Here is a 25241-nt window from a genome sequence, read left to right as displayed (position 1 = left end):
CCGCCATGCTCAGCGTTCTGGCGGTCGACGACGAGCCACCGGCGCTGGCCGAGCTCGCCTACCTGCTGGAGCAGAACGACCACGTCGAACGGGTCCTCACCGCCGGCGACGGCACCGAGGCGTTGCGGCTGCTGGAGCTGCAGCACGTCGACACCGTCTTCCTCGACATCCGGATGCCGGGGCTGTCCGGGCTCGACCTCGCCCGGGTGCTGGCGAAGTTCCGCCGTCCACCCGCGGTGGTGTTCGTCACCGCCTACGACGACCACGCCGTCACCGCGTTCGACCTCAACGCCGTCGACTATGTGATGAAGCCGTTCCGCCGCGAGCGTCTGTACGAGGCGGTCCGGCGCGCCGCCGACCACGTTCATGATTCGCGCGCCGCCGGTGACGACTCCGACGACGAGACGATCTCGGTCGAGCTCGGCGGCGTCACCCGGTTCATCCGGCGCAGCGACGTCCACTACGTCACCGCGCAGGGCGACTACGCGCGGCTGCACACCCGCGACGGCAGCCATCTGCTGCGGGTGCCGCTCGCAACGCTCGAGGAACGGTGGGCCGGCGCCGGCTTCGTCCGCATCCACCGCAGCTATCTCGTCGCGCTGGGCGCCATCGACGAGCTGCGGGTCGACGCCGGACGGTACTCCGTCGTCATCGGCGACACCACTCTGCCGGTGAGCCGCCGGCACACGCGCGAACTGCGCGACGTCCTGGTGCATCGGGCCGGCGGGACCCGGCAGCCATGACCGAGCGGGTCACCGTCACCGGACCACGACGGGGACGGCCGGCCGCTCGGCGCCGCGCCGTGACCGCCGAGATCGACGCCCAGACCCAGCTGGGCGAGGTCTACATGCGCGCGCTCCTGCGGGCGCAGCTGCGGCTGAGCCTGACCGTCGCCGGCGTCGTACTCGGTCTCCTGGCCACGCTGCCGCTGGTGTTCGCGGTGGCTCCGCGGGTCAGCGAGGTCGACGTCGCCGGGGTGCCGCTGCCGTGGCTGGTGCTGGGCGGTCTCGTCTACCCGGTCCTCGTGGCGGCCGCCTGGTTCTACGTCCGGGCGGCGGAACGCGTCGAGCGCGACTTCGGCGAGATGGTCGATCGCCGGTGAGCACGTCCGCCGGCATCGCCGCCGTCGTCATCACCGCGGTGGTGACGGTGCTCATCGGCGCGTACGGCCTGCGAGCCAGCCGCACCACCAGCGACTTCTACGTCGCGTCCCGCACCGTCACGCCATGGTGGAACGCCTCGGCCATCGGCGGCGAGTACCTGTCGGCGGCGTCGTTCCTGGGCGTCGCGGGACTGGTGCTCGCGTACGGGACCGACATGCTGTGGTTCCCGGTCGGCTACACCGCGGGCTACCTCATGCTGCTGGTGCTGGTGGCGGCGCCGCTGCGGCGCTCCGGCGCCTACACCTTGCCCGACTTCGCCGAGGCCCGGTTGGAGTCCGCGGCCGCCAGGCGGGCCGCCAGTGTCCTCGTCGTCACCATCGGCTGGCTCTATCTGCTGCCGCAGTTCCAGGCCGCTGGGCTGACGCTGCGGACGGTGACCGGTGCGCCGCAGTGGGCCGGCCCGGCTGCCGTCGCCGCCGTGGTACTGGTCAGTGTGCTCGGCGGCGGGATGCGCAGCATCACGTTCGTACAGGCGTTCCAGTACTGGCTCAAGCTCACCGCGCTGGCCCTGCCGGTGGTGTTCCTGCTGCTGGCGTGGCAGGCCGACGGACGTCCGGAGGTGGCACCCGGCGGCGAACCCGTCTTCCCCGAGACGACGACGGTCGAGGTCACCACCGACGTGACGGTGGACCTCCCGATGGGGGTCGTGGTGCGGGCCGACGGCGTCGTGGACGGCGCGTCGGTGACCGGTGAGCTCCCGTTGGACAGGGGCGACCACGACGTCGAGGCCGGGACGGTGCTGGAGTTCCCGGCCGGTGCCCGTATCCCGCACGCGTCCAACCTCGAACCGATGACCGGCGAGGCATGGGCACTCCCCCTCACCGCCGGTGGCGACCATCCGCTCTACGCGACGTACTCCCTGATCATCGCGCTGTTCTTCGGCACCATGGGACTGCCGCATGTGCTGGTGCGCTTCTACACCAACCCCGACGGACGCGCCGCCCGGCGGACCACACTCGCCGTGCTCGGGCTGCTCGGTGTGTTCTACGTCCTACCGGGGATCTACGGAGCCCTCGGCCGGCTGTACACGCCGGAGCTGCTGCTCACCGGGCGCACCGACGCGGTCGTGCTGGTCCTGCCCGGCCGGCTGGTCGACGGCGTCCTCGGCGACGCGCTCAGCGCGCTCGTCACCGCGGGAGCGTTCGCCGCGTTCCTGTCCACGTCGTCCGGGCTGACGGTGTCCGTGGCCGGCGTGCTGTCGCAGGATTTGCTGCGCGGCCGGGTCCGCAACCCCGTCACCGGGTTCCGGCTGGGCGCCGTGCTGGCACTGCTGGTGCCGATCGGGCTGGCGCTTTCCAGCCCGTTCCTCGGCATCGCCGACGTCGTCGGGCTCGCCTTCGCGGTGGCGGCGTCGTCGTTCTGCCCGCTCCTGCTGCTGGGCATCTGGTGGCGGCGCCTGACCTGGCCAGGCGCCGTCGCCGGGCTGCTGACCGGAGGCGGGACGTCGACGGCCGCCGTCGCCGTCACCATCCTCGGCGGACCGCAGGACGGCTGGATCGGTGCGCTGCTCGCCCAACCCGCCGCCTGGACCATGCCGCTGGCATTCCTCGTCATGATCGTCGTGTCGCTCGGGACGCAGCAGCACATGGCACCCGGCGTGAACCGGACGATGGTACGCCTGCACACACCCGAGAACCTCGAGCTCAACCGCGGCGACTGGGACCCCGAGGACCGCTGGCGCACCTGAGTCAGCTCAGTGTCACCAGCGGTACGTCCAGCCGCGCGGCGACCTCTGCCATGCCGCGATCCCGAGTCGCGAGGCGTGCGTCGTGCTGCATCGCCGCCGCCACATACAACGCGTCGTAGGCCGTGAGGTTGTCGAACAACGTCACAGCGGTACTCGACAGAGGCGGCAGCTCCAGCCTGTCTATCGGGGCCGTGGCCAGCGCCTCGGAGTACGCGGGGAGAGCCTTCGGGTCCAAATGCCCACCGCGTACGAGACCGCGGAAGACCGACAGCACCTCGGCGTCCAGATGTGCCGGCGCTGCGGCGGCCTCATCGGACACCAGCAAGCTCAGGTGGACCGAGGTGTGGTCCCGTAGCGCCTCCACGACCACGGACGCGTCGACGATGATCATTGGGCGAGGTCGGCGTCGCGCTCGGCGCGGGCCTCGTGCAGCAGATCGAGCGTGTCGGCATCGCCCGAGATGGGCGGCAACGCGGCCACACGAGCGGCCCAGGCTCGGTGCGGGCCACGCTCCGAGCGGCGAAGTCGTTCGTAGTCCGCCAGCGAGACGACCGCTGCCACCGCCTGGCCGCGCCGCGTGATGACCGTGGGTGTGTCGCTCGCCGCTCGCTCGACGACGTCGGCCAGATGCTGGCGGACCTGGCGGATCGACTCGATCGGAGCTTCAGACATGTACCAAGTGTACCGCTGCTGGCTGAGGCCGTCCGCGACATCGGCCGCCGAGCCGATGCGACAGCACGAAACCGCTCGTCGCGTGAGGACGACCGTTCGCCGCAACGCCTGAGCCCGTACGCCGATCCCATCGCCCGCTCGCCGCACGTCGCGTCCGAGACACTCCCGAGGTCCGTCCGGGGCGCCCTAGCGTGACGCCCCAAACCGGCCGGATGTGAGCCGGACCACACGACGACGAGGAGGTCTGAGCGTGGCACAGACCGACATACCGCCGCCGGAGCGAAAGCTCCCCACGGCGGAGGAGTACGAACGCATGCAGGCCAGCCCCGAGTTCGCCGAACTGCGGCGGCGCCTCCGGGCCTTCGTGTTCCCGATGACGGCGGCGTTCATCGGCTGGTACCTGCTGTACGTGCTGCTGTCGACGTACGCGGTGGACTTCATGTCCCAGCGGGTCGTCGGCAACATCAACGTCGGCCTGCTGCTCGGCCTCGGCCAGTTCGCGTCGACGTTCCTGATCACCTGGCTGTACGTCCGGTACGCGGACCGCAAGCTGGACCCGATCGCCACCACCATCCGCGAAGAGCTCGAGGGGGCGGATCGATGAGCACCGATGTCGGCAGCCCAGCGGTCAACATCACGATCTTCGCGCTGTTCGTGGCGGTGACCTTGGTCATCGTGCTGCGGGCGTCGCGCAACAACCGGACGGCGGCGGACTACTACGCCGGCGGCCGCTCCTTCACGGGACAGCAGAACGGCATCGCGATCGCAGGCGACTACCTGTCCGCGGCGTCGTTCCTCGGCATCGCCGGCGCCATCGCCGTCTACGGCTACGACGGCTTCCTGTACTCCATCGGCTTCCTGGTGGCCTGGCTGGTGGCGTTGCTCCTGGTGGCTGAGCTACTGCGGAACACCGGCCGCTTCACCATGGCCGACGTGGTGTCGTTCCGGATGCGGCAGCGGCCGGTCCGGACGGCGGCCGCGACGTCCACCCTGGCGGTCTCGTTCTTCTACCTGCTGGCGCAGATGGCCGGTGCCGGCGGCCTGGTCGCACTACTGCTCGGGGTCACCGACCGCGGCGGGCAGGGTGTCGTCATCGGCGTCGTCGGCGCACTGATGGTCTTCTACGTTCTGGTCGGCGGCATGAAGGGCACCACGTGGGTGCAGATCGTCAAGGCGATCCTGCTGATCGCGGGCGCGGCCGTCATGACGGTCTGGGTGCTGGCGCAGCACGACTTCAACCTGTCGCAGCTGCTCGGCGCCGCCGTGGACACCGCCGACGGCGCCGCCGCTCTGCTGGACCCGATGAACCAGTACGGCGCCAGCGACACGTCGAAACTGGACTTCATCTCGCTGGCCCTGGCCCTGGTGCTCGGCACCGCCGGCCTGCCGCACGTGCTGATGCGCTTCTACACGGTACCCACCGCCAAGGAGGCGCGGCACAGCGTCACCTGGGCGATCGCGCTGATCGGCCTGTTCTACCTGTTCACGCTGGTGCTCGGGTACGGCGCCGGCGCGCTGGTCGGGCCGGAGGAGATCCTCGGCGCACCGGGCGGTGTGAACTCCGCCGCACCGTTGCTGGCCTACGAGCTGGGCGGCACCATCCTGCTCGGCATCATCGCCGCGGTGGCGTTCGCGACCATCCTCGCCGTCGTCGCCGGGCTGACGATCACCGCGTCGGCATCGTTCGCCCACGACGTCTACGCGAACGTCATCAAGAAGGGCGAGATGGGCGCGAACGACGAGGTCCGGGTCGCCCGGATCACCGCCGTGGTCATCGGCGCGGTGGCGATCGCCGGTGGCATCGTCGCCAACGGTCAGAACGTCGCGTTCCTGGTGGCGCTCGCGTTCGCCGTCGCGGCCAGCGCCAACCTGCCGGTGATCCTCTACTCGCTGTTCTGGAAGCGGTTCAACACCGCCGGGGCGCTCTGGAGCATCTACGGCGGCCTGCTGACCGCGGTGACGCTGATCATCTTCTCGCCGGTGGTGTCCGGCAAGCCGGTCAATCCGGCGACCGGGCGGAGCCCGTCGATGCTCCAGGATGTCGACTTCCACTGGTTCCCGCTGGACAACCCGGGCCTGGTCTCCATCCCGGCCGGCTTCCTGCTCGGCTTCATCGGCACCCGCTTGTCGAAGGAGTACGACGGCGCCAAGTACGCCGAGATGGAGGTGCGTTCCCTCACCGGAGCGGGCGCGGAGAGGGCGGTACAGCACTGACGTCACGCTGCCGTCACCTCACCGTCCTTGCCACCGGGCACCTGCGATGGTGAGGTAGACGGCAGCGTGCTCGGACGGCTCGATACAGTCGCTGATCGAAACGATGCCCGGCCCTGCCCAGACATCACGACACGAGGAGCAGACGAACGTGACCAATGACGCTCTCTCCAATCTGCTGCACGAGGACCGCCGGTTTCCTCCGTCTGAGGAGTTCGCAGCGACGGCCAACGCGACAGCGGCGCTCTACGAGGAGGCGTCCGCCGACCGGCTGGCGTTCTGGGAGCGCCAGGCGCGCGAGCTGCTGACCTGGGACACCGAGTGGAACCAGGCCCTCGACTGGAGCAACCCGCCGTTCGCGAAGTGGTTCGTCGGCGGCAAGCTCAACGTGGCCTACAACTGCGTCGACCGGCACGTCGAGGCGGGCAACGGCGACCGCGTTGCCATCCACTGGGAGGGCGAGCCCGGCGACAGCCGCACCATCACCTACGCCGATCTGCAGCGCGAGGTGTCCAAGGCCGCCAACGCCCTCACCGAGCTGGGCGTCCAGCACGGCGACCGGGTCGCCATCTACATGCCGATGATCCCGGAGACCGCGGTCGCCATGCTGGCCTGCGCCCGCATCGGCGCCATCCACTCCGTCGTCTTCGGCGGGTTCTCGGCCGAGGCGCTGCGCAGCCGCATCGAGGACGCCGAGGCCAAGCTCGTCATCACCGCCGACGGCGGCTATCGCCGCGGCAAGCCGTCCGCCCTGAAGCCGGCCGTGGACGAGGCCGTCTCCAAGTCGCCGTCGGTGCAGAAGGTGCTTGTGGTGCGCCGCACCGAGCAGGAGGTCGACTGGGACGGCGAGCGCGACGTGTGGTGGCACGACATCGTCGACCGTCAGTCCGACGAGCACGCCCCACGACCCAACGATGCTGAAGACACGCTGTTCATCCTCTACACGTCCGGCACCACCGGGAAGCCCAAGGGCATCAAGCACACGTCCGGCGGTTACCTGCTGCAGACGGCGTACACGCACCGCAACGTGTTCGACCTCAAGCCCGAGACCGACGTGTACTGGTGCACGGCCGACGTCGGCTGGGTCACCGGGCACAGCTACATCGTGTACGGGCCGCTGGCCAACGGCGCCACTCAGGTGATGTACGAGGGAACACCCGACTACCCGGAGCCCGGCCGCTGGTGGGACGTCGTGCAGAAGTACGGGGTCACCATCCTGTACACGGCGCCGACCGCCATCCGCACGTTCATGAAGCAGGGCGACGACATCCCCGGCCGGCGCGACCTCTCGTCGCTGCGGGTGCTCGGCAGCGTCGGCGAGCCGATCAATCCGGAGGCATGGATCTGGTACCGCCGGGTCATCGGCGGCGACCGCACCCCCGTGGTCGACACCTGGTGGCAGACCGAGACCGGCGCCATCATGATCAGCCCACTGCCGGGCGTGACGTCGGCCAAGCCCGGTTCGGCGCAGGTGCCACTACCCGGCATCGCCGCAGACGTCGTCGACGACGCCGGCAACGCCGTCCCCAATGGCCATGGCGGCTACCTGGTGCTCACCGAGCCGTGGCCGGCCATGCTGCGGACCATCTGGGGCGACGACCAACGCTTCATCGACACCTACTGGTCGCGTTTCGAGGGCCGCTACTTCGCCGGCGACGGCGCCAAGAAGGACGAGGACGGCGACATCTGGCTGCTGGGCCGCGTCGACGACGTCATGAACGTGTCCGGCCACCGGATCTCCACCACCGAGGTGGAGTCGGCGCTCGTGTCCCACCCCAAGGTGGCCGAGTCCGCCGTCGTCGGCGCCTCGGACCCGACCACCGGGCAGGGCATCGTGGCGTTCGTGATCCTGCGCTCCAGCGCAGGTGACGGCGGTGCCGATGTCGTCAAGGAGCTACGCGACCACGTCGCCAAGGAGATCGGCCCGATCGCCAAGCCCCGGCAGATCATGGTGGTGCCGGAGCTGCCGAAGACCCGCTCCGGCAAGATCATGCGGCGGCTGCTTCGTGACGTGGCCGAGGACCGGGAGCTGGGCGATGTCCAGACGCTCGCCGACCCCACGGTCATGAACCTCATCAGCCAGGGCCTGTCGACGGGCTCCTCCGACGACTGACGCTCCACCGGTGATCGGCGGGGGGTTGCTACCGCCAGCGGGGTAGCAGCCCCCTGTCGATCACTCATGCGTTGCGGGCCGCCAGCTCGAGGGCAACGGCACGCACGGCCGCGCGCAGACTGGCCGGCTCGAGCACTTCCACGCCGGTCATGAGGCCGACGAGCTGATGCGTCGCGACGTCCTCGGCTTCGGTCCACAGCTCGACGGCCCGCCAGCCGTCGTCGTCCGGCGGACCGGCCGACTCCCGCGCCTGCGCCGCGGAAACGGGGCCGACGACGGTGTGCAGCACGCGTAGCGCCGTCGGCGACAGCCGCACACGGCAGCGGTACCGCAGCAGCGACCGGTCGAACCGTGCCGATGACTCCGCCCACCACTCGGCGAGGTCGAAGCCGTCCGGCCGCGCCGCCGCGTCGGCCAGCACGGTGGCGTCGTCGATGCGGCTGAGCCGGTACGTACGTGTCTGCTGCCGGTGTGCCGCCACCAGATACCAGGTGCCGGCCTTCAACACGAGGCCGAGCGGGTCGAGCCGGCGGTGCACCGTCCGGTCCGCACGCCGGTAGACGATGTCGACGCGGCGCCCGGACCACACGGCCGCGGAGATGGCCTCCAGCTGCGCCGGCGGCTGTGTGGGCCCGAACCAGCCGGGGGCGTCGACGTGGAAGCGTTCGCGCAGCCGGGCCGCCCGGCCGCGCAGCTCCGGCGGCAGCATCGCGATGACCTTCGTCTGCGCGGCGACGAGCACCGTGCCGAGGCCGAGGTCGGCGACGGCGCTGGGCACACCGCCCAGGAACAGCGCGGCGGCCTCGTCGCCGGTGAGCCCGTCGAGGCTGGTGCGCCACCCCTCGACCAGGCGGATGCCCCCGCCGGGACCAGACTCCGTCCACAGCGGCACACCGGCCGCCTGCAGCGCCGCGATGTCGCGGTACACCGTCCGGACGCTGACCTCCAGCTCGGCCGCGACGTCCGCCGCCGTGACCTCCCGGCGCTGCTGGAGCAGCAGCATCATTGCCATCAACCGGCTGGCTCGCATGCGACGAACCTAGACCAGATCCCTGACAGACGGTGTCAGCGATCGGCAGTCATGCTGGCGCTCATGGCGACATGGAGACAGTTCGAGGACGAGGCGCCCGACCTCGCCCGCATCGCGCGCGCCCAGCTCACCGCGACCAAGCACCACGTGCTGGCGACACTGCGCGCCGACGGCGCGCCGCGAGTCAGCGGCACCGAGGTGCACATCGACGGAGACGACCTCACCCTCGGCTCGATGCTCGGCGCGATGAAGGCGCGCGATCTGCGCCGCGACCCGCGGTACGCGCTGCACTCCAACCCTGGCGACGGTTCGATGACCGCGCCGGACGTCAAGATCACCGGCCGTGCCGTGGAGGTCGACGAAGCGGCGCTCGCGGCACATCGCGCCGAGCGGCCGGATCTGCCGTCGGAGCCCTTCCACCTGTTCCGGTTGGAGATAGACGACGTCGCGGTGGCCGGCCTCAACGACACCCGCACCGGGATGCTGATCAGATGGTGGCGGCCGGGTCAGCCGGTCCGGTCGTCCACGCGCTGATCGGTGCCGGTGGCCGGGCTATCCGCAGGTGTCATCCCGCTTCGCCTGGCACACATACCGGGCGAAGCGGGAGCACCGGGCTGAGCTCCCGCGGCGGTCCCGTAGAATTCTCACCGGTGTGCCGGGAAGTCTGGTCGGCGTCTCCAGACCCGTCTCCTCACAACGGAAGGTGATGCCACCGTGCCCCGCCGCCTGTTCAGCCGCTCCTCCTGGCCCGAGGCACAGTTCGTCGCCTCCGCGCTACGCAGCGAGACGACCGGCGGTTTCCTCATGCTCATAGCGGCGGCCACGGCGTTGATCTGGGCGAACGTGGCCACCGACTCGTACACCACCGTCAGCACCACCACCATCGGGCCGGCGAGCCTGCACCTCGATCTCGACCTGGCCACCTGGGCGGCCGACGGCCTGCTGGCCGTCTTCTTCCTCGTCGCCGGGCTCGAACTCAAGCGTGAGCTGGTGGTGGGGAGCCTGCGCCGCCCGGCAGAGGCGATCATGCCCATCGTGGCCGCCGCCTGCGGCATGATCGGGCCGATCCTGGCATACACGCTGACGAACGTCATCGGCGGCGGGTCCATGCAGGGCTGGGCGGTGCCGACGGCCACCGACATCGCGTTCGCCCTGGCGGTGCTCGCGGTCATCGGGTCCCGGCTGCCTACCGCGCTGCGGGCGTTCCTGCTCACCCTCGCCGTCGTCGACGACCTGCTCGCCATCACGATCATCGCCGTCTTCTTCACCAGCGACCTCGAACTGTGGCCGCTGCTCGGCGCCGCCGCCATCCTGGTCGTCTACGCCCTGCTGCAGCGGCGCAACGTGCGCGGATGGTGGCTCTACGTCCCCATGGGCATCGTGTGCTGGGTGCTCATGCACGAGAGCGGCGTGCACGCCACCGTCGTCGGTGTCGCGTTCGGCCTGCTCACCCGGGCCAAGCACCGCGACGGCGAGGCCGAGGCCCCGGCGGAGCGGGTCGAGCACAACGTGCGGCCCTTCTCCGCCGTGCTCTGCGTTCCGATCTTCGCGCTGTTCGCCGCCGGCGTCACGGTGTCCGGCGAGTCGCTGCGGGAGGTCTTCACCGACCCGGTGCCGCTGGGCGTGGTGCTCGGCCTGGTGGCCGGCAAGGCCCTGGGCATCTTCGGCGGCACCTACCTGATGGCGCGCTTCTCCCGCGCCGAGCTCAACGCCGACCTCTCCTGGGGCGACGTGTTCGGACTGTCGGCGATCGCCGGAATCGGGTTCACGGTCTCGTTGCTCATCGGTGACCTGGCCTTCCAGGACGATCCGTACCACGGCGAGCTGGTCAAGACCGCCGTTCTGATCGGGTCGCTCATGGCCGCGCTGCTGGCCACCGTCGTACTCGGACGACGCAACGCCGTCTACCGCCGGCTGGCGGAGGAGGAGTCGCGTGACGAGGACCACGACGGCATCCCAGACGTCTACCAAATCAGCGATGACGATTCGAGCACCCGCTGAACGGCGAGATCGTCAACCGGTCGGCCGGTCTTCCCGACCCGCGGCCCAGACCTGCTCTAGAGTCGAGCACGTGGCAACGGCCTGCGTCGGGGCCTGAGGTGACGACTACGACGAGGGGGTACCGGATGACCACTCGATCCGCCGGCGACGGTGCCACCGCGAGCTCGGCGTCGATCGGGCAGCTGGTGGCCTCGATCAAGAACGATCTCACCGCGCTCGTCCACGACGAGATCGAACTCGCCAAGGCCGAGCTCAAGAACGACGCCCGGTCCGCCGGGCTGGGTGGCGCGATGATCGCCGGCGCCGCGTTCCTGGCGCTCATCGCGTTCATCCTCGGGTCGTTCGCGCTGGTCTACGGTGTGCACGCACTAGGGTTGGCGCTGGGATGGTCCTTCCTCGTGGTCGCGGGTGCTTACCTCGTGATCGCGCTGGTGCTGGCCCTGATCGCCAAGAGCAGCTTCGGTCGCGTGACCAGGGCCGAGCGGACCAAGACGACGGCCCGCGACGCCGCCCGCGCACTCACTGGGACCGCCGACCGCACGTGATCACCACCGAGCACCGCCAGACGGTCGACATCCCCGGTCCCTGGACCCACCGGTCCATCGCCGCCAACGGCGCGCAGTTCCATGTTGCCGAGATGGGGCACGGCCCGCTGATCCTGCTGCTACACGGCTTCCCGGAATTCTGGTGGGCCTGGCGGCATCAGCTGCCGGCTCTGGCCGCCGCCGGCTGGCGCGTGGCCGCGATGGACCTGCGCGGCTACGGCGGCAGCGACAAGACCCCGCGCGGGTACGACCCGTTCACGTTCGCCGCCGACATCACCGGCGTCATCCGCTCGCTCGGCGAACGGCGGGCGGTGCTCGTCGCGCACGGCTGGGGTGCGTACGGTGCCTGGACCGCCGCAGCCATGCGCCCGGCTCACATCGAAGCGCTCGCCGTACTTTCGATGCCGCATCCGCTGGTGCTGCGGCGTCACCTGCTGCGCGGCGGGTTCCGGCACAGCGGTTCCCTGGCCGGCGTCCAAACGCCCATGGTGCCCGAACGCCGGCTCATCGCCGACGACGGTGCCCACGTCGAGCGCCTGCTGCGACGCTGGTCGGCACCGGGTGCGTCGTTCCCCGAACCCGATGCCGCGCTGCGCTACCGCGCCGCCATGCAGTTGTGGCCGGCGCCGCACTGCGCGCTGGAGTACCAGCGGTGGATGTTCCGCTCGCTGTTCCGCGGCGACGGCAGGCGTTTCGCCAAGCGCCTGCAGGACCCGCTCAACCTGCCCGTCCTGCAGGTGCACGGATCGCAGGACACGAACATCTCCATCGACCTGGCGGCGGCGTCCCGCGAGATGATCTCCGGCGAGTACCACTGGCTGCCGATGGACGGGGTCGGTCACTTCCCGCACGAAGAGTCGCCGGCCATGGTCACAGACGTCCTCCTCGACTGGCTGCTGAAGCTGCCGGGGTGACAAGGGCGGGGCGACGGCGTCAGGTGCAGGCGCCGGTGGGGATGGGCTCGACCAGCCCGGCGGACTCGGCGACGAGGTCGGCGAACTCGCTCGGAGCCAGCGCGTAGCCCGTCTCGGGGTCGGTGAGCGACGCCGCGAACACCACGCCCATGACCGCGCCGTCAGGCGAGATCAGCGGGCCGCCGGAGTTGCCCGGCCGGATGGTGCCGCGCAGCGACACCACCTCGCGGGTGACGGTGTCGTCGTCGTAGATGTCGTGGCCGATGAGCTGGTGGACGTCGCGGACCCGGACTTCCTCGCTGCGCAGCGGGCCGTTGTTCGGGTAGCCGATGACGACGCCTTCGACACTGCTGGCCGGTTCCTGCTCGCTCAGCGGCAGCGCTGGTTGGGGCAGCCCGGGGACGGCCAGCACGGCGAGGTCGGTGTCGGGGTCGAACGCGACCACCTGGGCGGCCATCGGCTCGCCGTCGGGGAACGTCACGACGGGCTCGCGTACGCCGGCCACGACGTGGGCGTTGGTGATGACCCGTTCGGCGGCGGCGACGAAGCCGCTGCCGGTGATGACGCGGTCGCAGGAATCGGCGCGACCGGTGATCTGGATGACGCTCTGCGACGCGGTGCGCACCTCCGGGTCGCGGCGCAGCAGGCTGCCCGGCGGCTCGACGTCGACGATGGGCTCGGCCTCCCAGGGGACCACCACCTGGGGGAAGCCGCCGGCCGTGACGACGTCCTCGAACGCGGTGCGAAACCTGTCCGGCGACACCGGGACGGCCTGGTCGACCAGGTGCAGGATGCGCGATTCGCGCACGCCGGGTGATGCGTACGGCACGGCCGCGGTGGAGATGGCCAGGCCGCACGCCCATGCCGCGAGCAGCAGGCCGGCCACACCGAGCAGGGCACCGCCGGCGGCGTCGAACTTCCGTGCCGGCTGCGACGACACCTTGGAGCGCACCCAGCCGCCGGCCCACGCCAACACGCCCTGCCCGATGGAGGCGACCCCCAGCACCAGCAGGACGGCCAGCACGGACACTCCGAGCCCCGGGTCGAACCCGCCGAGCACCAGCGGGACCAGCAGCAGCCCGCCGACGGCGCCGCCGACGAAGCCGATGAACGACAGCAGACCGACGACGAACCCGTGCGTCCACCCGGTGTACCCGACGACGACCGCCAAGATGACGATCAGCAGGTCCACCGCGTTCAGGCCCAGCATCAGATCGCACCTCGACCTTCGGATTGACCGCCGGGCCCGGTTGGGAGCGGCACGACGAGAGTACGATCCCACGGTTCGTCGATTCCGGCAGCCTCGAACAAATGGGACAGCACGATGGCGGTGAACCCCCACACCAGCAGGCCGTGTGTGCGGAAGGCCGGGCCAACCGTCCCGGACGGATGCCGCACCGACATCCGGTTGGCCGGGTCGAGCAGCGCACGCAGCGGCACCCGGCGAACCGACGCGACCTCGGCGGCATCGACCACGCGCACCTCGCAGGGTTCCCGCCACCACGCCAGCACCGGCGTCACCGCATAGTTGGTGACGGGGATCCACAGCGGCGGCAGAGTCGCGAGGACGTCGACGCCGGCGGGATCGATCCCGGTCTCCTCGACCCCCTCGCGCAGCGCGGTACCGGCCGGGCCGCCGTCGCCGGGGTCGCTGACACCGCCGGGGAAGGCCGCCTGACCCGCGTGCCGCCGCAGGCCCGGCGCCCGCTCGGTGAGCAGGACGTCGGGTTCGCCGCCGGACTCGCCGAACAGCACCAGCACCGCGGCCGCCCGCGCCGACCCGTCCGCGGGCGGCAGCCACCGTGCGAGCTGCTCGCTGGAGATCGCTCCGGCGGCATCGGCGATCGGGCGCAGCCAGGGCGGCGGGCCGAGACGAGACGCGGTGTCGCGCTCAGCTGCCGTCATGCACGCGGCCCGTTCCGGACCAGCTTGGCAGCGACCTTCGGGTCGGTAGGCCCTTCCCCGTAGGACGGGCACAGCCGGGCCAGCGGGCAGGCACCGCAGGCCGGACGGCGAGCGTGACAGCGCCGGCGACCGTGCCAGATGACCCGGTGCGACAGCATGGTCCACTCGCTCTTTCCGAACAGCGCGCCGACTTCTGTCTCGACCTTGTCCGCGTCGGTCTGTGTGGTCCAACCGAAGCGGCGCACCAGCCGGCCGAAGTGGGTGTCGACGGTGATGCCGGGAACGCCGAAGGCGTTGCCGAGCACGACGTTCGCGGTCTTGCGACCGACGCCCGGCAGGGTGACCAGGTCCTTGAGACGGCCGGGGACCTCACCGCCGAAGCGTTCGACCAGGGCCTGCGACAGTCCGAGGATGGACTGCGTCTTCGCCCGGAAGAACCCCGTCGGCTGGATGAGCTTCTCGACCTCCTCGCGCTCGGCGGCGGCCAACGCGACCGCGTCGGGGTAGCGGGCGAACAGCGCCGGCGTGACGCCGTTGACGCGGACGTCGGTGGTCTGCGCCGACAGCACGGTGGCGATCAGCAGCTCGAACGGGGTGGTGAAGTCGAGTTCGCAATGCGCGTCGGGATACAACGCGTCGAGCTCGCGGTTGATGCGCCGGGCACGGCGTACGAGCGCGAGCCGGGATTCGGGTTCCACCATCGCCACCACTTCACTGTACTTTCGGCCACCGACAGCCGGGCTCTCCGTGCCGGCGCATATCCTGTCCCGCGGGTTTCGGCAGAAATCTCGTTGCGGGGGCGAATAGTCGGCCATGATGGGCCGCAGGCACAATAGGTTGCGGCCAACGTGATGCGAAACACCTGTCACGATCGAACGACGGCCGTGAACCGGCGCCCGTGGCCGGACCGGCAAGGAGGACCAGGTAGTGGTTGACGACGTGCTTCGGAGCGCTCTGCTGTTCCGCGAGCTGGACGACGAGGCCGCCGGCGCGTTGCGCGCGTCGATGACCGAGGTCCACCTCAATCGGGGCGAGACGCTCTTCCGCGAAGGCGACGAGGGGGATCGCGTCTACGTCGTCACCGAAGGCAAGATCAAACTGGGCCGGACGGCGCCGGACGGCCGCGAGAACCTGCTCGCTTTGCTCGGCCCCGGCCAGATGTTCGGCGAACTGTCGCTGTTCGATCCCGGTCCCCGCTCGGCCACCGCGACCGCCGTCACCGACACCACGCTGTGGAGCCTCAGCCACGCCGACCTCACGCCCTGGCTGACCGGGCGTCCGGAGGTGGCGCGCGGTCTGCTGCTGCAGCTGGCGTCGAGGCTGCGCCGGTCCAACGACATCCAGACCGACCTGGTCTTCTCCGACGTGCCCGGCCGGGTGGCCAAGCAGCTGCTCGACCTGTCGACGCGGTTCGGCGTGCCGTCCGAGGAAGGCATGCGGGTCGTGCACGACCTCACTCAGGAGGAGCTGGCCCAGCTGGTCGGCGCGTCTCGTGAGACGGTCAACAAGGCGCTGGCCGACTTCGTCTCGCGTGGCTGGCTGCGCCTCGAGCAGCGTTCGGTGGTCGTGCTCGACGTCGACCGGTTGCGCCGCCGCGCCCGCTGAGCCACGCACCTGCGTGATCACGCCTCTGGGCTGAGGTAGGCCAGGGCGGCTTCGACGGTGCGTTCGGCGGCCGGCCAGACCGAGCGGTCGACGTCGGCGTAGATGATCTCGACGATCTCGCGGGCCGTCCGGGCGCCGGCCGCGAGCGCGGTGCGCACCTGCTCCAACCGCGCGAGACGGTGCGTGCGGTACTTGTCCGCCACCGCCGCGGCGTCCGGCCGCACCGGGCCGTGTCCGGGCAGCAGCACCCACCCCGCGGCGGCCGTGCGGCGCAGCAGGTCCAGCGAGTCCAGATAGGCGCCGAGGTCGCCGTCCGGATGCATCACCACGGTGGTGCCCCGGCCGAGCACGGTGTCGCCGGACAGCAGCCCGGTGGTGGTGCCGTCGGAGACGACGAACGACACCGAGTCCGCCGTGTGGCCCGGGGTGTCGAGCACGGTGATATCGAGGCCGGGCACGTCCAGCGTGGACCCGGACGCGGGCAGGACGTCGTCGGCACCGCTGCCGACGGGGTCGCGGGCCAGCACGGATACTCCGGTGAGTTCGCGAAACCGCTCGACGCCGCCACAGTGGTCGCTGTGGTGGTGCGTCACCACCCCCAGCGCGACCGGTCCGAGGGCGGCCACCGCGGCCAGGTGTGATTCCAGCTCCGGGCCGGGATCGACAACGACGGCGCCCGCACCGGTCGCGAGGACCCAGGTGTTCGTGCCGTCGAGGGTCATCGGCCCGGGATTCCCGGCGCGGACCAGCCGGCACCAGCCCGGCAGCGTCACGGCGTCGGCGCTCACACCGCACCGCCGTGATCGTCACCGGGGTAGTCGGCGTCGTCGGGCAGCAGGCCCCAGACCTGTTCGCCGTCGTCCAGCCAGCCCGGGGTGATGGTCTCGACTACGCGCCCGGCGCCGGCGCTCAGCGCCTCGGCCGCGGTCGCGAAGCCGGTCAGCGACGTCAGCACCACGTGGGTCGGCGGCAGCATGATCACCTCGCCGCGGTCGGCCCGGGCCAGCGCGTCGGCCGGGCGGGTCCAGCCGACCTCGTCGGCCTCGCCGGACACGTCGGCCGGCTGCTGCCCGGACGGGAGCCCGGCGAGGTAGAACCAGGTGTCGTAACGGCGTTCCTCGAAACGCGGCGTGATCCAGTGCGCCCACGGCACCAGCTGGCCGGGTTCGAGGACCACACCGGTCTCCTCGTGCAGCTCGCGCAGGGCCGCGCGCACGAAACCGTCGCCGCCATCTGCGATGTCGACCGGGTCGACCCGCCCGCCGGGAAAGGCCAGCATGCCCGCCGCGAACGGCATGCCGGTGTGTCGCCGGTGCACGTACACCTCGAGCCCGCCGGGGGTGTCGCGCAGCAGCGCCACCGTGGCGGCCGGCCGCGCGTCGGCCACCGGCAGTCCGCCGGCGGCGAACGCCCGGGCCCGCTGTGCCACGGCTTCCGGCAGCACTCGCCGGCTCTGTCCAGCCGCCACGAGGTGCCCCCTAGCCGACCTCGACGATCAGCTCGACCTCGACCGGCGCACCGAGCGGCAGCACGCTGACACCGACCGCGCTGCGGGCGTGCTGGCCGGCGTCGCCGAAGACGTCGCCGAGCAGTTCGCTGGCGCCGTTGACCACCTGCGGCTGACCGGTGAAATCCGGAGCCGAGGCGACGAAGCCGAGCACCTTCACGACCCGGGTGACGGCCGACAGGTCGCCCACGTCGGCCCGGATGGCGGCCAGCGCGTTCAGCGCGCACTGGCGGGCGGCCTCGTACCCCTGGTCCGGGGTGACGTCCGCGCCCAGCACGCCGTTGTGGAGCAGGGCGCCGTCGCGCAGCGGCAACTGCCCGGAGGTGAAGACGTACGAGCCGGTACGAACGGCGGGGATGTACACCGCGACCGGCTTCGCCACCTCCGGGAGGGTGAGCCCCAGTGCGGTCAGCCGCTCCTCCGGCGTCACTCGGGCTTCTCCCGTTTGAAGTAGGCCACCACGTTCTCGGGATTCATCCCGGGCACGATCTGGACCAGCTCCCAGCCGTCCTCGCCCCAGTTGTCCAGGATCTGCTTCGTCGCGTGCACCAGGACCGGCGCCGTCGCGTACTCCCATTTCGCCATGAGCGGGAGCCTACTTGGCGGGATGGCGGGCCGGCAGCGCGCCTCACGTCGTCCGCGCCAGCGACAGCCGCATGTCGACGAAGTCGAAGGTGAACGCGAGCGGCCGGAAGAACTCGTGCGAGACGTTGCCGAGCGACCGGAACCCGCCGCGTGCCAGCGAGTAGTTCAGGTCCCCGGCGATTCCGGGCACGTCGCGGCGAATCTTCCCCATCCTGACGCTCGCACCGGTGAACGGGTAGACGGGTTTACCGAAGAAGTGCTGCTCGTCGTCGTAGTCGACCTCGAGCCCGAGCATCTCGGCATCCGCCTCGGTGACCACGAGGCCGATGCCCGGGCCGCCGGTGTCGATGCTGCACACCCGCGGGCCGTGGCCCTCGACGGTCGCCGGCGCGAACAGGAAGTGGTCGGGTGCCATCCAGAAGGGCATGACGGACGCGCGGGCACGCGCGGACTCGGCCCTGAACGCCCGGCGTTGCTGGGCCGTCGGCCGGCGCACGACCATCTCACGCCGTCCGTAGTCGAGGGTGGCGAGCAGGTGAGAGATCAGGGTCGTCCCGATGACGCCCGTGGGTTGCTCGTCCGCGTCGGGCACCGGCGGCATCGCCGTGGGGCTCTCGGTCCACATGACCGGCACATGGCGAAGTTCCAGGCCGCCGAGCGCGAACGAGTCGGCCACGCCGTAGTTGAACCTGTGTGGTTTGCCACCCTGCTGCAGGTCCTCCGACGCCAACGCCTCGACGCCTGCGGCGAGGGCGGTAGCCGCGCCGATCACGACCGTCGCCCCGGTGTCGAAGAAGTACCGTGCTCGGTGTCCGTTGCAGCTGGCTTCCAGGACCGGCAGCGGGTCCAGGTGCAGCAGCGGCAGCCGGTCGACAGGTTCGCCATGGGGTTCGAACGGCCGGTGACCGACCATCGCGGCGTACTGGGCGGCCTTGGCCTGCTGGCCGGACGCGAGCAGCAGCGGTACGGCGGCCTCGGCCTTCCCCTGGCGGACGTGACAGTCGGCCAGCCGCGCCTTCGATGCGACGTCGTCCGGCGCCACTTCGATCGCCCGGCTGAGGAACCGTTCGGCGTCCTCGAAGTCGTTCGACAGCAGCGCGATGTAGCCGCGCTGGGCGAGTGCGTGGGCGTGGTCCGGCTGCCGGACCAAGATGCGCCGGTACCCGGCGTCAGCAGCGGCGAACCGCCCGGACGCGAACAGTTCGTCCGGATCGGCCGACGCCGCCGCTGCACCGCCGTTCGGCTCGGCATGTGCCGCCAGCGGGGCCGCGGCCGCCAGCGCAGCCGCGCCCAGCGGGGCGGCGCCGAGCGCGGCGAGGACGGACCGGCGGCTCGGCCGGACGGGCTTCGGCAGGTGATCGGGCATGGTTCTCCTTCGGTTGCGGGGAGGGATCCGGCTACTGCCGGGTGACGAGCTGCCGCTGCAGCCGCACGATGTCGGTGATGGGCTCGGCGTAGTTGCTGAGCGTCACGGTGACCCAGTTCAGGTCGGGGAAGATGTCGATGTTGGCGCGGTTGCCGGCACCGGTGCCCGAGTGGCCGAACAGCAGCTGTCCACCGGCGATCGCCACCCGGAAGCCGTAGCCGTAGAACTGGTGGTCCGCCCAGGCCGGCGGCGCCTTCGCCGGAGGTACCGGCACCTTGGCGGACGTCGTCAGCGAGGTGAACGCCGAGCTGAGCAGATCGCCGTCACGGAGGGCGGCGGCGAACCGCAGCAGGTCGGCGGCCGTGCAGTAGGCGCCGTCGGCCGGGCCGCCGACGAACCCGAAGAACTCGCTGGTGGTGAAGTCGATCCGCAAGCCGGACTCCGGATCTGTGGTGTGTGGATGGGCGATGTCGTCGGCCGCCAGGACTTCCGGCTCGGAGAAGAAGCCCGATCGTGTCATCCTCGAGGCGGCCATGACGTGCTCGCGGACCTCGTCGTAGTAGGAGGGCCCGCCCGCGACGGCGGCCACGATCGCCCCGAGCACCGCGTATCCGGAGTCGCTGTAGATGTGTTCGGTCCCGGGGACGGCCTCCAGCGGGGCATCGCGAATGATGTCCAGGATGCCCGCCATCACTTCGGCCTCGCTGGCCCAAGCCGCCAGGCCCTCGCGGAACCGGTCCGTCCGGCTGTACCCGCCCATCCCGCCCGTGTGGGTGAGCAGCTGGTGGACGGTGACGACGTCGGCGATGTACGGTGGGAAGCCGTCCAGGTAGGAACCGACCGGCGCGTCCAGGCCGAGGTCGCCGCGCTCGACAAGCTGCATCACGGCGATGCCGGTCAGGCTCTTCGTCACCGAGGCGACGTTGAACCGCGTACCTGCATGATTCGGCACTCGCCGGGCTCGGTTTGCCAGGCCGTACGCCCGCTCCAGCACCGGACGGTCCCGGTGCGCCAGCAACACCACGCCGGAGAACTGGTCCCGTTCGGCGAGGTCGCCGAGGTACCGGTCGAACCGCCCGCCGGGTCGCAGGTCTCGAGGGATCCGGCCGCCCGAAGCGGCGGCCGCCGCGGTCGGGGCCGCCACGATCGATCCGGCAGCGAGACCGCCGGCCGTGAGCACGGCGCGGCGAGATGGTAGATGTCGCGGCGGCTGTTTCGGCACAAGCCCTCCCCGGGATCGGCAGCTGATGGTGACCGCTGCCAGTGACTCTCCACGGGCCGGATGAGAAGGGCTTAAGACGTCGCTAAGAGGTCCATGAGGCGAGCCGTCAGGCCCACCGGGAGCCCTGGCCGAGGTGCTCGTCGAAGACCAGCCAGGTGCGGGTGCTGAGCACACCGGGGACGTCCTGGATGTGTTCGAGGACGACGTGACGAAGCTCGCTGTTGTTGGGCGCGCGCACCAGGGCGAGCACGTCGAAGTCGCCGCCGACCAGTGCGAAGTGCTCGACGTACGGCAGCGACCCGAGAGCGGCGGACACCTCGCGCCAGGTGTTCTGCTGGATGGAGAGCAGCACGTAGGCACTGGTGGCGAGGCCGGCTCGCTCCGGGTTCACCTGTGCGGCGAACCCGGTGATGACGCCGTCGGCGAGCAGCCGGTCGACCCGCGCGTAGGCGTTGGCCCGCGACACGTGCACCCGCTCGGCCAGCGAACGGATGGACAGCCGGCCGTGCTCGACCAGCTCGGCGAGAATGCGCCGGTCGACGTCGTCGAGCTCGCGGGCAGACGATTGGCCGGTATTCCAGGTGTGACCCGGCTCACGTTGAGACGTTTGGTCGCTCATAGCCGCTCAACCTCGCTGTCCATCGCCGATTTTCGCCGGTTGTGGCGAAATCATCTCACGCAGAGCACCATCTGCAGATAGAGCGTCCGCGGCGGATGGAGTGAGCCATGACCACGCAAGCCGAGCACCGGATGCCCACGGCGGTGCCGCCCGACGACCCCACCGCGCTGCTGCCCGCGTCCGAGCCGATCCGGTTTCTGAACGACGACGGCGGCGCCGCGCCCGGCGACGCGCACGGTCGCTACCAGCGGCCGCCCACGGAGCTACTGCGCCGGGCGTACCGGGCCATGGTGGTCGGCCGCCGGTTCGACGCGCAGGCCACCGCGCTGACGAAGCAGGGCCGGCTGGCCGTCTACCCGTCCAGCCGCGGCCAGGAGGCGTGCGAGATCGGCGCCGTCCTCGCCCTGCGCGACACCGACTGGCTGTTCCCCACCTACCGCGACACGATGGCGCTGGTCAGCCGCGGCATCGACCCCGTCGAGGCGCTCACGCTGCTGCGTGGCAGCTGGCACTGCGGCTACGACCCCATCGCCACGCGCACCGCGCCGCAGTGCACGCCGCTGGCAACGCACGCGCCGCACGCGGTCGGCTTGGCCTACGCGGCCACGCGGCGCGGTGAGGACACCGTCGCACTCGCGGTGGTCGGCGACGGCGGCACCAGCGAGGGCGACTTCCACGAGGCGATGAACTTCGCCGCGGTCTTCCACGCCCCGGTCGTGTTCCTGGTGCAGAACAACGGCTTCGCGATCTCGGTGCCGCTGTCGCGCCAGACGGCGGCACCGTCGCTGGCGCACAAGGGCGTCGGGTACGGCGTGCGCGGCGAGCGGGTCGACGGCAACGACCCGGTCGCCGTGATGGCGGTGCTCATCGACGCGGTGGAGTCCGCCCGGGCGGGCGGCGGCCCGGTCCTGGTCGAGGCGCACACGTACCGCGTCGAGCCGCACACCAACGCCGACGACGACGCCCGCTACCGCGGCCACGACGAGGTGGAGGCGTGGAAGCGCCGTGACCCGATCGCCCGGCTCGAAGCGCACCTGCGGGCCGGCGGCGACCTCACCGACGACGACGTCACCGCGGCCCGCGAGGCCGGCGAGGCGTTCGCCGCGGACGTGCGGACCCGGCTGGCCGCTGAGCCCACTGGTGACCCCGCCGACCTGTTCGCCCACGTCTATGCCGAGCCGACACCGCAGCTGCGCGAACAGGCACGGTGGCTGGCGGAGGAGCTCGACGCCGGGGAGGCGCGATGACGCTGACCATGGGCAAGGCACTCAACGCGGCGTTGCGCGACGCGCTGCGCGAGGACGACTCCGTCGTCGTCTTCGGTGAGGACGTCGGCGCGCTCGGCGGCGTCTTCCGGGTCACCGACGGGTTGACCGCCGAGTTCGGCGAGCAGCGGTGCTTCGACACGCCGCTGGCGGAGAGCGGCATCGTCGGGCTCGCCATCGGGATGGCCATGAACGGCTTCCGGCCGGTGGTCGAGATGCAGTTCGACGCGTTCGCGTATCCCGCGTTCGAGCAGCTCGCCTCGCACGTCGCCAAGATGCGCAACCGCACCCGCGGAGCGGTCGGGCTGCCGATGGTGATCCGCGTGCCCTACGCCGGCGGCATCGGCGGTGTGGAGCACCACTCCGACTCGTCCGAGGCGTACTACGTGCAGACGCCCGGGCTGAAGGTGGTCACGCCGGCCACCGTCGCCGATGCCTACTCGCTGCTGCGCGAGGCGATCGCCGACCCGGACCCGGTCGTGTTCATGGAGGCCAAGAAGCTCTACTGGAGCAAGGACGAGACGGCGCTGCCGGTGCGTACGGCGCCGTTCGGCACGGCCGAGGTGCGGCGTGAGGGCGCCGACGCGACCCTGCTCGCGTACGGCCCGACGGTTCCGGTGGCACTGGAGGCGGCGGCCGCCGCGGTGGACGACGGCGGCCGCGAGCTCGAGGTGGTCGACCTGCGCACACTGGTCCCGTTCGACGACGACACCGTGGCGGCGTCGGTGCGCAAGACCGGACGGTGCGTGGTGGTGGCCGAGGCGGCGGGCTTCGCCAGCGTCTCCGCGGAGATCGCGGCCCGGGTGCAGGAGCGCTGCTTCCACTCCCTGTGGGCGCCGGTGCTGCGCGTGACCGGCTGGGACATCCCCTACCCGCCGCCGGTGCTCGAGAGGTACCACCTGCCCGGCGTCGACCGCGTGCTGGACACCGTCGACCGCCTGCAGTGGGACGACGCGCCCGACCCGCGCTTCCTGACGGCGGGATCAGCATGACCGACTACGCGATCCCGGGCGAGGAGCGCACGTTCCGCCTGCCCGACCTCGGTGAAGGTTTGACGGAGGCGGAGATCGTCACCTGGCGGGTGGCTGAGGGCGACGAGGTGGCCGTCGACGACGTCGTGGTGGACGTCGAGACCGCCAAGGCCACGGTCGAGGTGCCCTGCCCGCACGCCGGCCGGGTGACGAAGGTGCACGCGGCGCCGGGTGAGCTGGTTGCCGTCGGCGCGCCGCTGGTCACCGTCGCGCCCGCCGGTGCGGAGCCGGCGACGACGACGTCCGGCGCGGTGCTGGTGGGGTACGGCACCGGCCAGGCAACGCTGCGGCGGCGCTCGCGGGGCCGGAAGGCGCGGGCGGGTACGGCGCCGCGGGTGCTGTCGCCGGTGGTGCGCCGACTGGCCCGCGACCGCGGCGTCGACGTGCGACTCCTGTCCGGCACCGGCCCGGCGGGGGTGATCCTCCGCCGCGACGTGGAAGCGGCGGAGGTTCCGGCGCCGAGCCCGATGCCGTCGTCAGCGTCCGGTCGACGCGAGCCGCTACGCGGCGTGCGCCGCACCGTCGCCGACCGGCTGGCCCGCAGCCGGCGGGAGATCCCCGACGCCACCACCTGGGTGGACGTCGACGCCACGGCCCTCGTGGAGGCACGCGAGGCCCTGCGCGCGGCGGCGCCGGACCGGCCGATCGGGCTGCTGGCGCTGCTCGGGCGCGTCGTCGTAGCCGGCCTGGGGAAGTATCCGGAGCTCAACGCCTCGGTCGAGCACGACGGCGACGACCTCGTGGTCGTTCGGCACGACGGCGTCGGCCTCGGCTTCGCGGCCCAGACGGACCGGGGGCTCGTCGTCCCCGTGGTCCGCGGCGCCGAGCGCATGACGACCACGCAACTGGCGAGCGAGCTTGCTGCCCTGACCGCGCTGGCGCGCGACGGCGGGCTCACGCCGGAGCAGCTCACCGGCGGCACCTTCACGCTGAACAACTACGGCGTCTTCGGCGTCGACGGTTCCACGCCGATCATCAATCATCCGGAGGCGGCGCTGCTGGGTGTCGGGCGCATCGTCGACAAGCCGTGGGTGGTGGACGGCGAGCTCGCCGTCCGCAAGGTGACCCAGCTGTCGCTGACGTTCGACCACCGCGTCTGCGACGGTGGCGTGGCCGGCGGGTTCCTGCGCTGGGTCGCGGACCGGGTGGAGTCTCCGCTCGGACTGCTACTCGACCTCTGAGCGCTCCTCGCGAAGCTCCGCCAGACGCTCGCGCCAGCGTTTCATGATGCCCGGCAGCTCAGCGCGCATGAAGTCGATGTACGCCAGGGTCTCGGCCAGCCGCCGCGAGCCCGGGGCGTCGCCGAGCGTGCCGATGCCGTCGGACAGCACCTCGGAGTAGCGGCGCAGCAAGGGCTCGCGCTGCATGATGATGTGCGACCAGACGTCGTCGTCGTAGATGCGGTAGTTGTCAGCGCGCGAGCCGGGTTCGCGTTCACGAGCCAGCAACCCCGCCTGGACCAGAGTGCGCACCGCACCGGAGATGGCGGCCGGGCTCACCCGCAACCCGTCGGCGAGCTGCGCGGCCGTGTACCGTTCGGCGTCGTCGGCCAGCACGTAGGCGAACACCCGCGCCGGCATCCGCGCCAGTCCGGAGTCGGCCAGGACGAGCGCGAACTGTTCCACGAACCGCAGCAGTGCTTGGTCGTAGTCGTCGGCCGGCGCCGGATCAGCCATCGGTTCGGTCCCCCTCATGCGTGACCACCATCATACATTTCATCTAATTCACAACTTCATGAAATCCCTGTAGGCTCGGACCTCCGGGGGTGTGCCGCCGCGCACCGGCCGCGGGCCGTTACAT

28 protein-coding genes are annotated in these 25241 nt (G+C 71.2%); 14 read left to right on the top strand and 14 right to left on the bottom strand.

Annotation, left to right across the window (positions count from 1 at the left end; translation table 11 throughout):
- Positions 1-5: 5 nt before the first annotated feature.
- The 3 genes from JIAGA_RS0101730 to JIAGA_RS0101720 are packed head-to-tail and all read left to right on the top strand — an operon-like array spanning position 6 to position 2850.
- Positions 6-743 carry a LytR/AlgR family response regulator transcription factor gene (locus JIAGA_RS0101730; protein WP_026874334.1) on the top strand — a complete coding sequence of 246 codons (738 nt, stop codon included), beginning with the start codon at positions 6-8 and terminating at the stop codon, positions 741-743.
- The gene (locus JIAGA_RS0101725) at positions 740-1102 is read left to right on the top strand and encodes a DUF485 domain-containing protein (RefSeq protein WP_026874333.1); all 363 of its coding nucleotides are present in this window, start codon (positions 740-742) and stop codon (positions 1100-1102) included. Before JIAGA_RS0101730 ends, JIAGA_RS0101725 begins: the two co-directional genes overlap by 4 nt.
- Positions 1099-2850: a sodium/solute symporter gene (locus JIAGA_RS0101720; RefSeq protein WP_035811962.1), complete on the top strand. Its 1752-nt coding sequence runs from the start codon at positions 1099-1101 to the stop codon at positions 2848-2850. Before JIAGA_RS0101725 ends, JIAGA_RS0101720 begins: the two co-directional genes overlap by 4 nt.
- Before the next feature lies 1 nt (position 2851).
- On the opposite strand, the gene JIAGA_RS26895 is transcribed toward JIAGA_RS0101720, so the two are convergent.
- Both JIAGA_RS26895 and JIAGA_RS33595 read right to left on the bottom strand, forming a co-directional pair.
- Positions 2852-3241, bottom strand: a complete 390-nt coding sequence (locus tag JIAGA_RS26895) for a type II toxin-antitoxin system VapC family toxin (RefSeq protein WP_035811960.1) — start codon at positions 3239-3241, stop codon at positions 2852-2854.
- Positions 3238-3522, bottom strand: a complete 285-nt coding sequence (locus JIAGA_RS33595; RefSeq protein WP_035811959.1) for a type II toxin-antitoxin system prevent-host-death family antitoxin — start codon at positions 3520-3522, stop codon at positions 3238-3240. Before JIAGA_RS33595 ends, JIAGA_RS26895 begins: the two co-directional genes overlap by 4 nt.
- 313 nt (positions 3523-3835) lie before the next feature.
- Between JIAGA_RS33595 and JIAGA_RS0101705 the strand changes: the two genes are divergently transcribed.
- The 3 genes from JIAGA_RS0101705 (at position 3836) to acs (ending at position 7846) form a co-directional block, all read left to right on the top strand.
- A complete protein-coding gene (locus JIAGA_RS0101705) occupies positions 3836-4126 on the top strand; it encodes a DUF485 domain-containing protein (RefSeq protein ID WP_084470173.1) in 291 nt (96 codons plus the stop codon).
- The gene (locus JIAGA_RS0101700) at positions 4123-5736 is read left to right on the top strand and encodes a solute symporter family protein (protein ID WP_026874330.1); all 1614 of its coding nucleotides are present in this window, start codon (positions 4123-4125) and stop codon (positions 5734-5736) included. Before JIAGA_RS0101705 ends, JIAGA_RS0101700 begins: the two co-directional genes overlap by 4 nt.
- A 148-nt stretch (positions 5737-5884) precedes the next feature.
- A complete protein-coding gene (gene acs / locus JIAGA_RS0101695; RefSeq protein WP_026874329.1) occupies positions 5885-7846 on the top strand; it encodes an acetate--CoA ligase in 1962 nt (653 codons plus the stop codon).
- A gap of 64 nt (positions 7847-7910) precedes the next feature.
- On the opposite strand, the gene JIAGA_RS0101690 is transcribed toward acs, so the two are convergent.
- Positions 7911-8876 carry a helix-turn-helix transcriptional regulator gene (locus JIAGA_RS0101690; RefSeq protein ID WP_026874328.1) on the bottom strand — a complete coding sequence of 322 codons (966 nt, stop codon included), beginning with the start codon at positions 8874-8876 and terminating at the stop codon, positions 7911-7913.
- Between the two features lie 63 nt (positions 8877-8939).
- Here JIAGA_RS0101690 and JIAGA_RS0101685 point away from each other — a divergent pair, with 63 nt between their 5' ends.
- From JIAGA_RS0101685 to JIAGA_RS0101670, 4 genes are all read left to right on the top strand, one after another.
- Complete coding sequence (locus tag JIAGA_RS0101685; protein WP_026874327.1) at positions 8940-9410, top strand: pyridoxamine 5'-phosphate oxidase family protein; 471 nt, start codon at positions 8940-8942, stop codon at positions 9408-9410.
- A gap of 180 nt (positions 9411-9590) precedes the next feature.
- Complete coding sequence (gene nhaA / locus JIAGA_RS26885) at positions 9591-10877, top strand: Na+/H+ antiporter NhaA (protein ID WP_051425553.1); 1287 nt, start codon at positions 9591-9593, stop codon at positions 10875-10877.
- Positions 10878-11002: 125 nt separating this feature from the next.
- On the top strand, positions 11003-11422 hold the full coding sequence (locus tag JIAGA_RS26880) for a phage holin family protein (protein ID WP_051425552.1): 420 nt from the start codon (positions 11003-11005) through the stop codon (positions 11420-11422).
- On the top strand, positions 11419-12336 hold the full coding sequence (locus JIAGA_RS0101670) for an alpha/beta fold hydrolase (RefSeq protein WP_026874326.1): 918 nt from the start codon (positions 11419-11421) through the stop codon (positions 12334-12336). The genes JIAGA_RS26880 and JIAGA_RS0101670 overlap by 4 nt, the downstream gene beginning before the upstream one ends.
- A 19-nt stretch (positions 12337-12355) precedes the next feature.
- Here the strand turns inward: JIAGA_RS0101670 and JIAGA_RS0101665 are convergent, their stop codons facing one another.
- From JIAGA_RS0101665 to nth, 3 genes are read right to left on the bottom strand one after another with little or no spacing between them, the layout of a single operon-like run.
- Entirely contained in the window at positions 12356-13546 is a 1191-nt protein-coding gene (locus tag JIAGA_RS0101665; RefSeq protein WP_051425551.1) for a MarP family serine protease, read from the bottom strand.
- Entirely contained in the window at positions 13546-14241 is a 696-nt protein-coding gene (locus JIAGA_RS26875; protein ID WP_051425550.1) for an NUDIX hydrolase, read from the bottom strand. The genes JIAGA_RS0101665 and JIAGA_RS26875 overlap by 1 nt, the downstream gene beginning before the upstream one ends.
- A complete protein-coding gene (nth, locus tag JIAGA_RS0101655) occupies positions 14238-14942 on the bottom strand; it encodes an endonuclease III (protein ID WP_051426554.1) in 705 nt (234 codons plus the stop codon). Before nth ends, JIAGA_RS26875 begins: the two co-directional genes overlap by 4 nt.
- Before the next feature lie 226 nt (positions 14943-15168).
- Between nth and JIAGA_RS0101650 the strand changes: the two genes are divergently transcribed.
- Complete coding sequence (locus JIAGA_RS0101650; RefSeq protein WP_026874323.1) at positions 15169-15846, top strand: cyclic nucleotide-binding domain-containing protein; 678 nt, start codon at positions 15169-15171, stop codon at positions 15844-15846.
- A 17-nt stretch (positions 15847-15863) separates the two neighbouring features.
- On the opposite strand, the gene JIAGA_RS0101645 is transcribed toward JIAGA_RS0101650, so the two are convergent.
- The 7 genes from JIAGA_RS0101645 to JIAGA_RS0101615 form a co-directional block, all read right to left on the bottom strand.
- Entirely contained in the window at positions 15864-16634 is a 771-nt protein-coding gene (locus JIAGA_RS0101645) for an MBL fold metallo-hydrolase (protein ID WP_026874322.1), read from the bottom strand.
- Positions 16631-17314, bottom strand: a complete 684-nt coding sequence (locus tag JIAGA_RS26870; RefSeq protein WP_084469395.1) for an NUDIX hydrolase — start codon at positions 17312-17314, stop codon at positions 16631-16633. Before JIAGA_RS26870 ends, JIAGA_RS0101645 begins: the two co-directional genes overlap by 4 nt.
- A 10-nt stretch (positions 17315-17324) precedes the next feature.
- Entirely contained in the window at positions 17325-17783 is a 459-nt protein-coding gene (locus JIAGA_RS0101635) for a RidA family protein (protein ID WP_026874321.1), read from the bottom strand.
- On the bottom strand, positions 17780-17938 hold the full coding sequence (gene sp36 / locus JIAGA_RS35145; protein WP_119659507.1) for a Sp36 family protein: 159 nt from the start codon (positions 17936-17938) through the stop codon (positions 17780-17782). The genes JIAGA_RS0101635 and sp36 overlap by 4 nt, the downstream gene beginning before the upstream one ends.
- Positions 17939-17981: 43 nt before the next feature.
- Complete coding sequence (locus tag JIAGA_RS26865; protein ID WP_051425548.1) at positions 17982-19304, bottom strand: retropepsin-like aspartic protease; 1323 nt, start codon at positions 19302-19304, stop codon at positions 17982-17984.
- 31 nt (positions 19305-19335) lie between these two features.
- Entirely contained in the window at positions 19336-20448 is a 1113-nt protein-coding gene (locus JIAGA_RS0101620; protein ID WP_211239464.1) for a serine hydrolase domain-containing protein, read from the bottom strand.
- Between the two features lie 184 nt (positions 20449-20632).
- Positions 20633-21145 carry an Lrp/AsnC family transcriptional regulator gene (locus JIAGA_RS0101615; protein ID WP_026874319.1) on the bottom strand — a complete coding sequence of 171 codons (513 nt, stop codon included), beginning with the start codon at positions 21143-21145 and terminating at the stop codon, positions 20633-20635.
- A 107-nt stretch (positions 21146-21252) separates the two neighbouring features.
- Between JIAGA_RS0101615 and JIAGA_RS0101610 the strand changes: the two genes are divergently transcribed.
- The 3 genes from JIAGA_RS0101610 to JIAGA_RS35870 are packed head-to-tail and all read left to right on the top strand — an operon-like array spanning position 21253 to position 24622.
- Positions 21253-22392: a thiamine pyrophosphate-dependent dehydrogenase E1 component subunit alpha gene (locus JIAGA_RS0101610; protein ID WP_026874318.1), complete on the top strand. Its 1140-nt coding sequence runs from the start codon at positions 21253-21255 to the stop codon at positions 22390-22392.
- Positions 22389-23402, top strand: a complete 1014-nt coding sequence (locus tag JIAGA_RS0101605; protein WP_035811957.1) for an alpha-ketoacid dehydrogenase subunit beta — start codon at positions 22389-22391, stop codon at positions 23400-23402. The genes JIAGA_RS0101610 and JIAGA_RS0101605 overlap by 4 nt, the downstream gene beginning before the upstream one ends.
- Positions 23399-24622 (top strand): dihydrolipoamide acetyltransferase family protein, encoded by a 1224-nt coding sequence (locus tag JIAGA_RS35870; protein WP_026874316.1) that lies wholly within the window; start codon positions 23399-23401, stop codon positions 24620-24622. Before JIAGA_RS0101605 ends, JIAGA_RS35870 begins: the two co-directional genes overlap by 4 nt.
- Here the strand turns inward: JIAGA_RS35870 and JIAGA_RS0101595 are convergent.
- Positions 24608-25135 carry a GbsR/MarR family transcriptional regulator gene (locus JIAGA_RS0101595; RefSeq protein ID WP_211239463.1) on the bottom strand — a complete coding sequence of 176 codons (528 nt, stop codon included), beginning with the start codon at positions 25133-25135 and terminating at the stop codon, positions 24608-24610. The genes JIAGA_RS35870 and JIAGA_RS0101595 overlap by 15 nt on opposite strands.
- Between the last annotated feature and the right edge of the window lie 106 nt (positions 25136-25241).

This window comes from Jiangella gansuensis DSM 44835 (assembly GCF_000515395.1).
Classification (GTDB): domain Bacteria; phylum Actinomycetota; class Actinomycetes; order Jiangellales; family Jiangellaceae; genus Jiangella; species Jiangella gansuensis.
The sequence above is the reverse complement of the archived record's forward strand: the minus strand, read 5'-3'. Positions and strand labels throughout refer to the sequence as shown.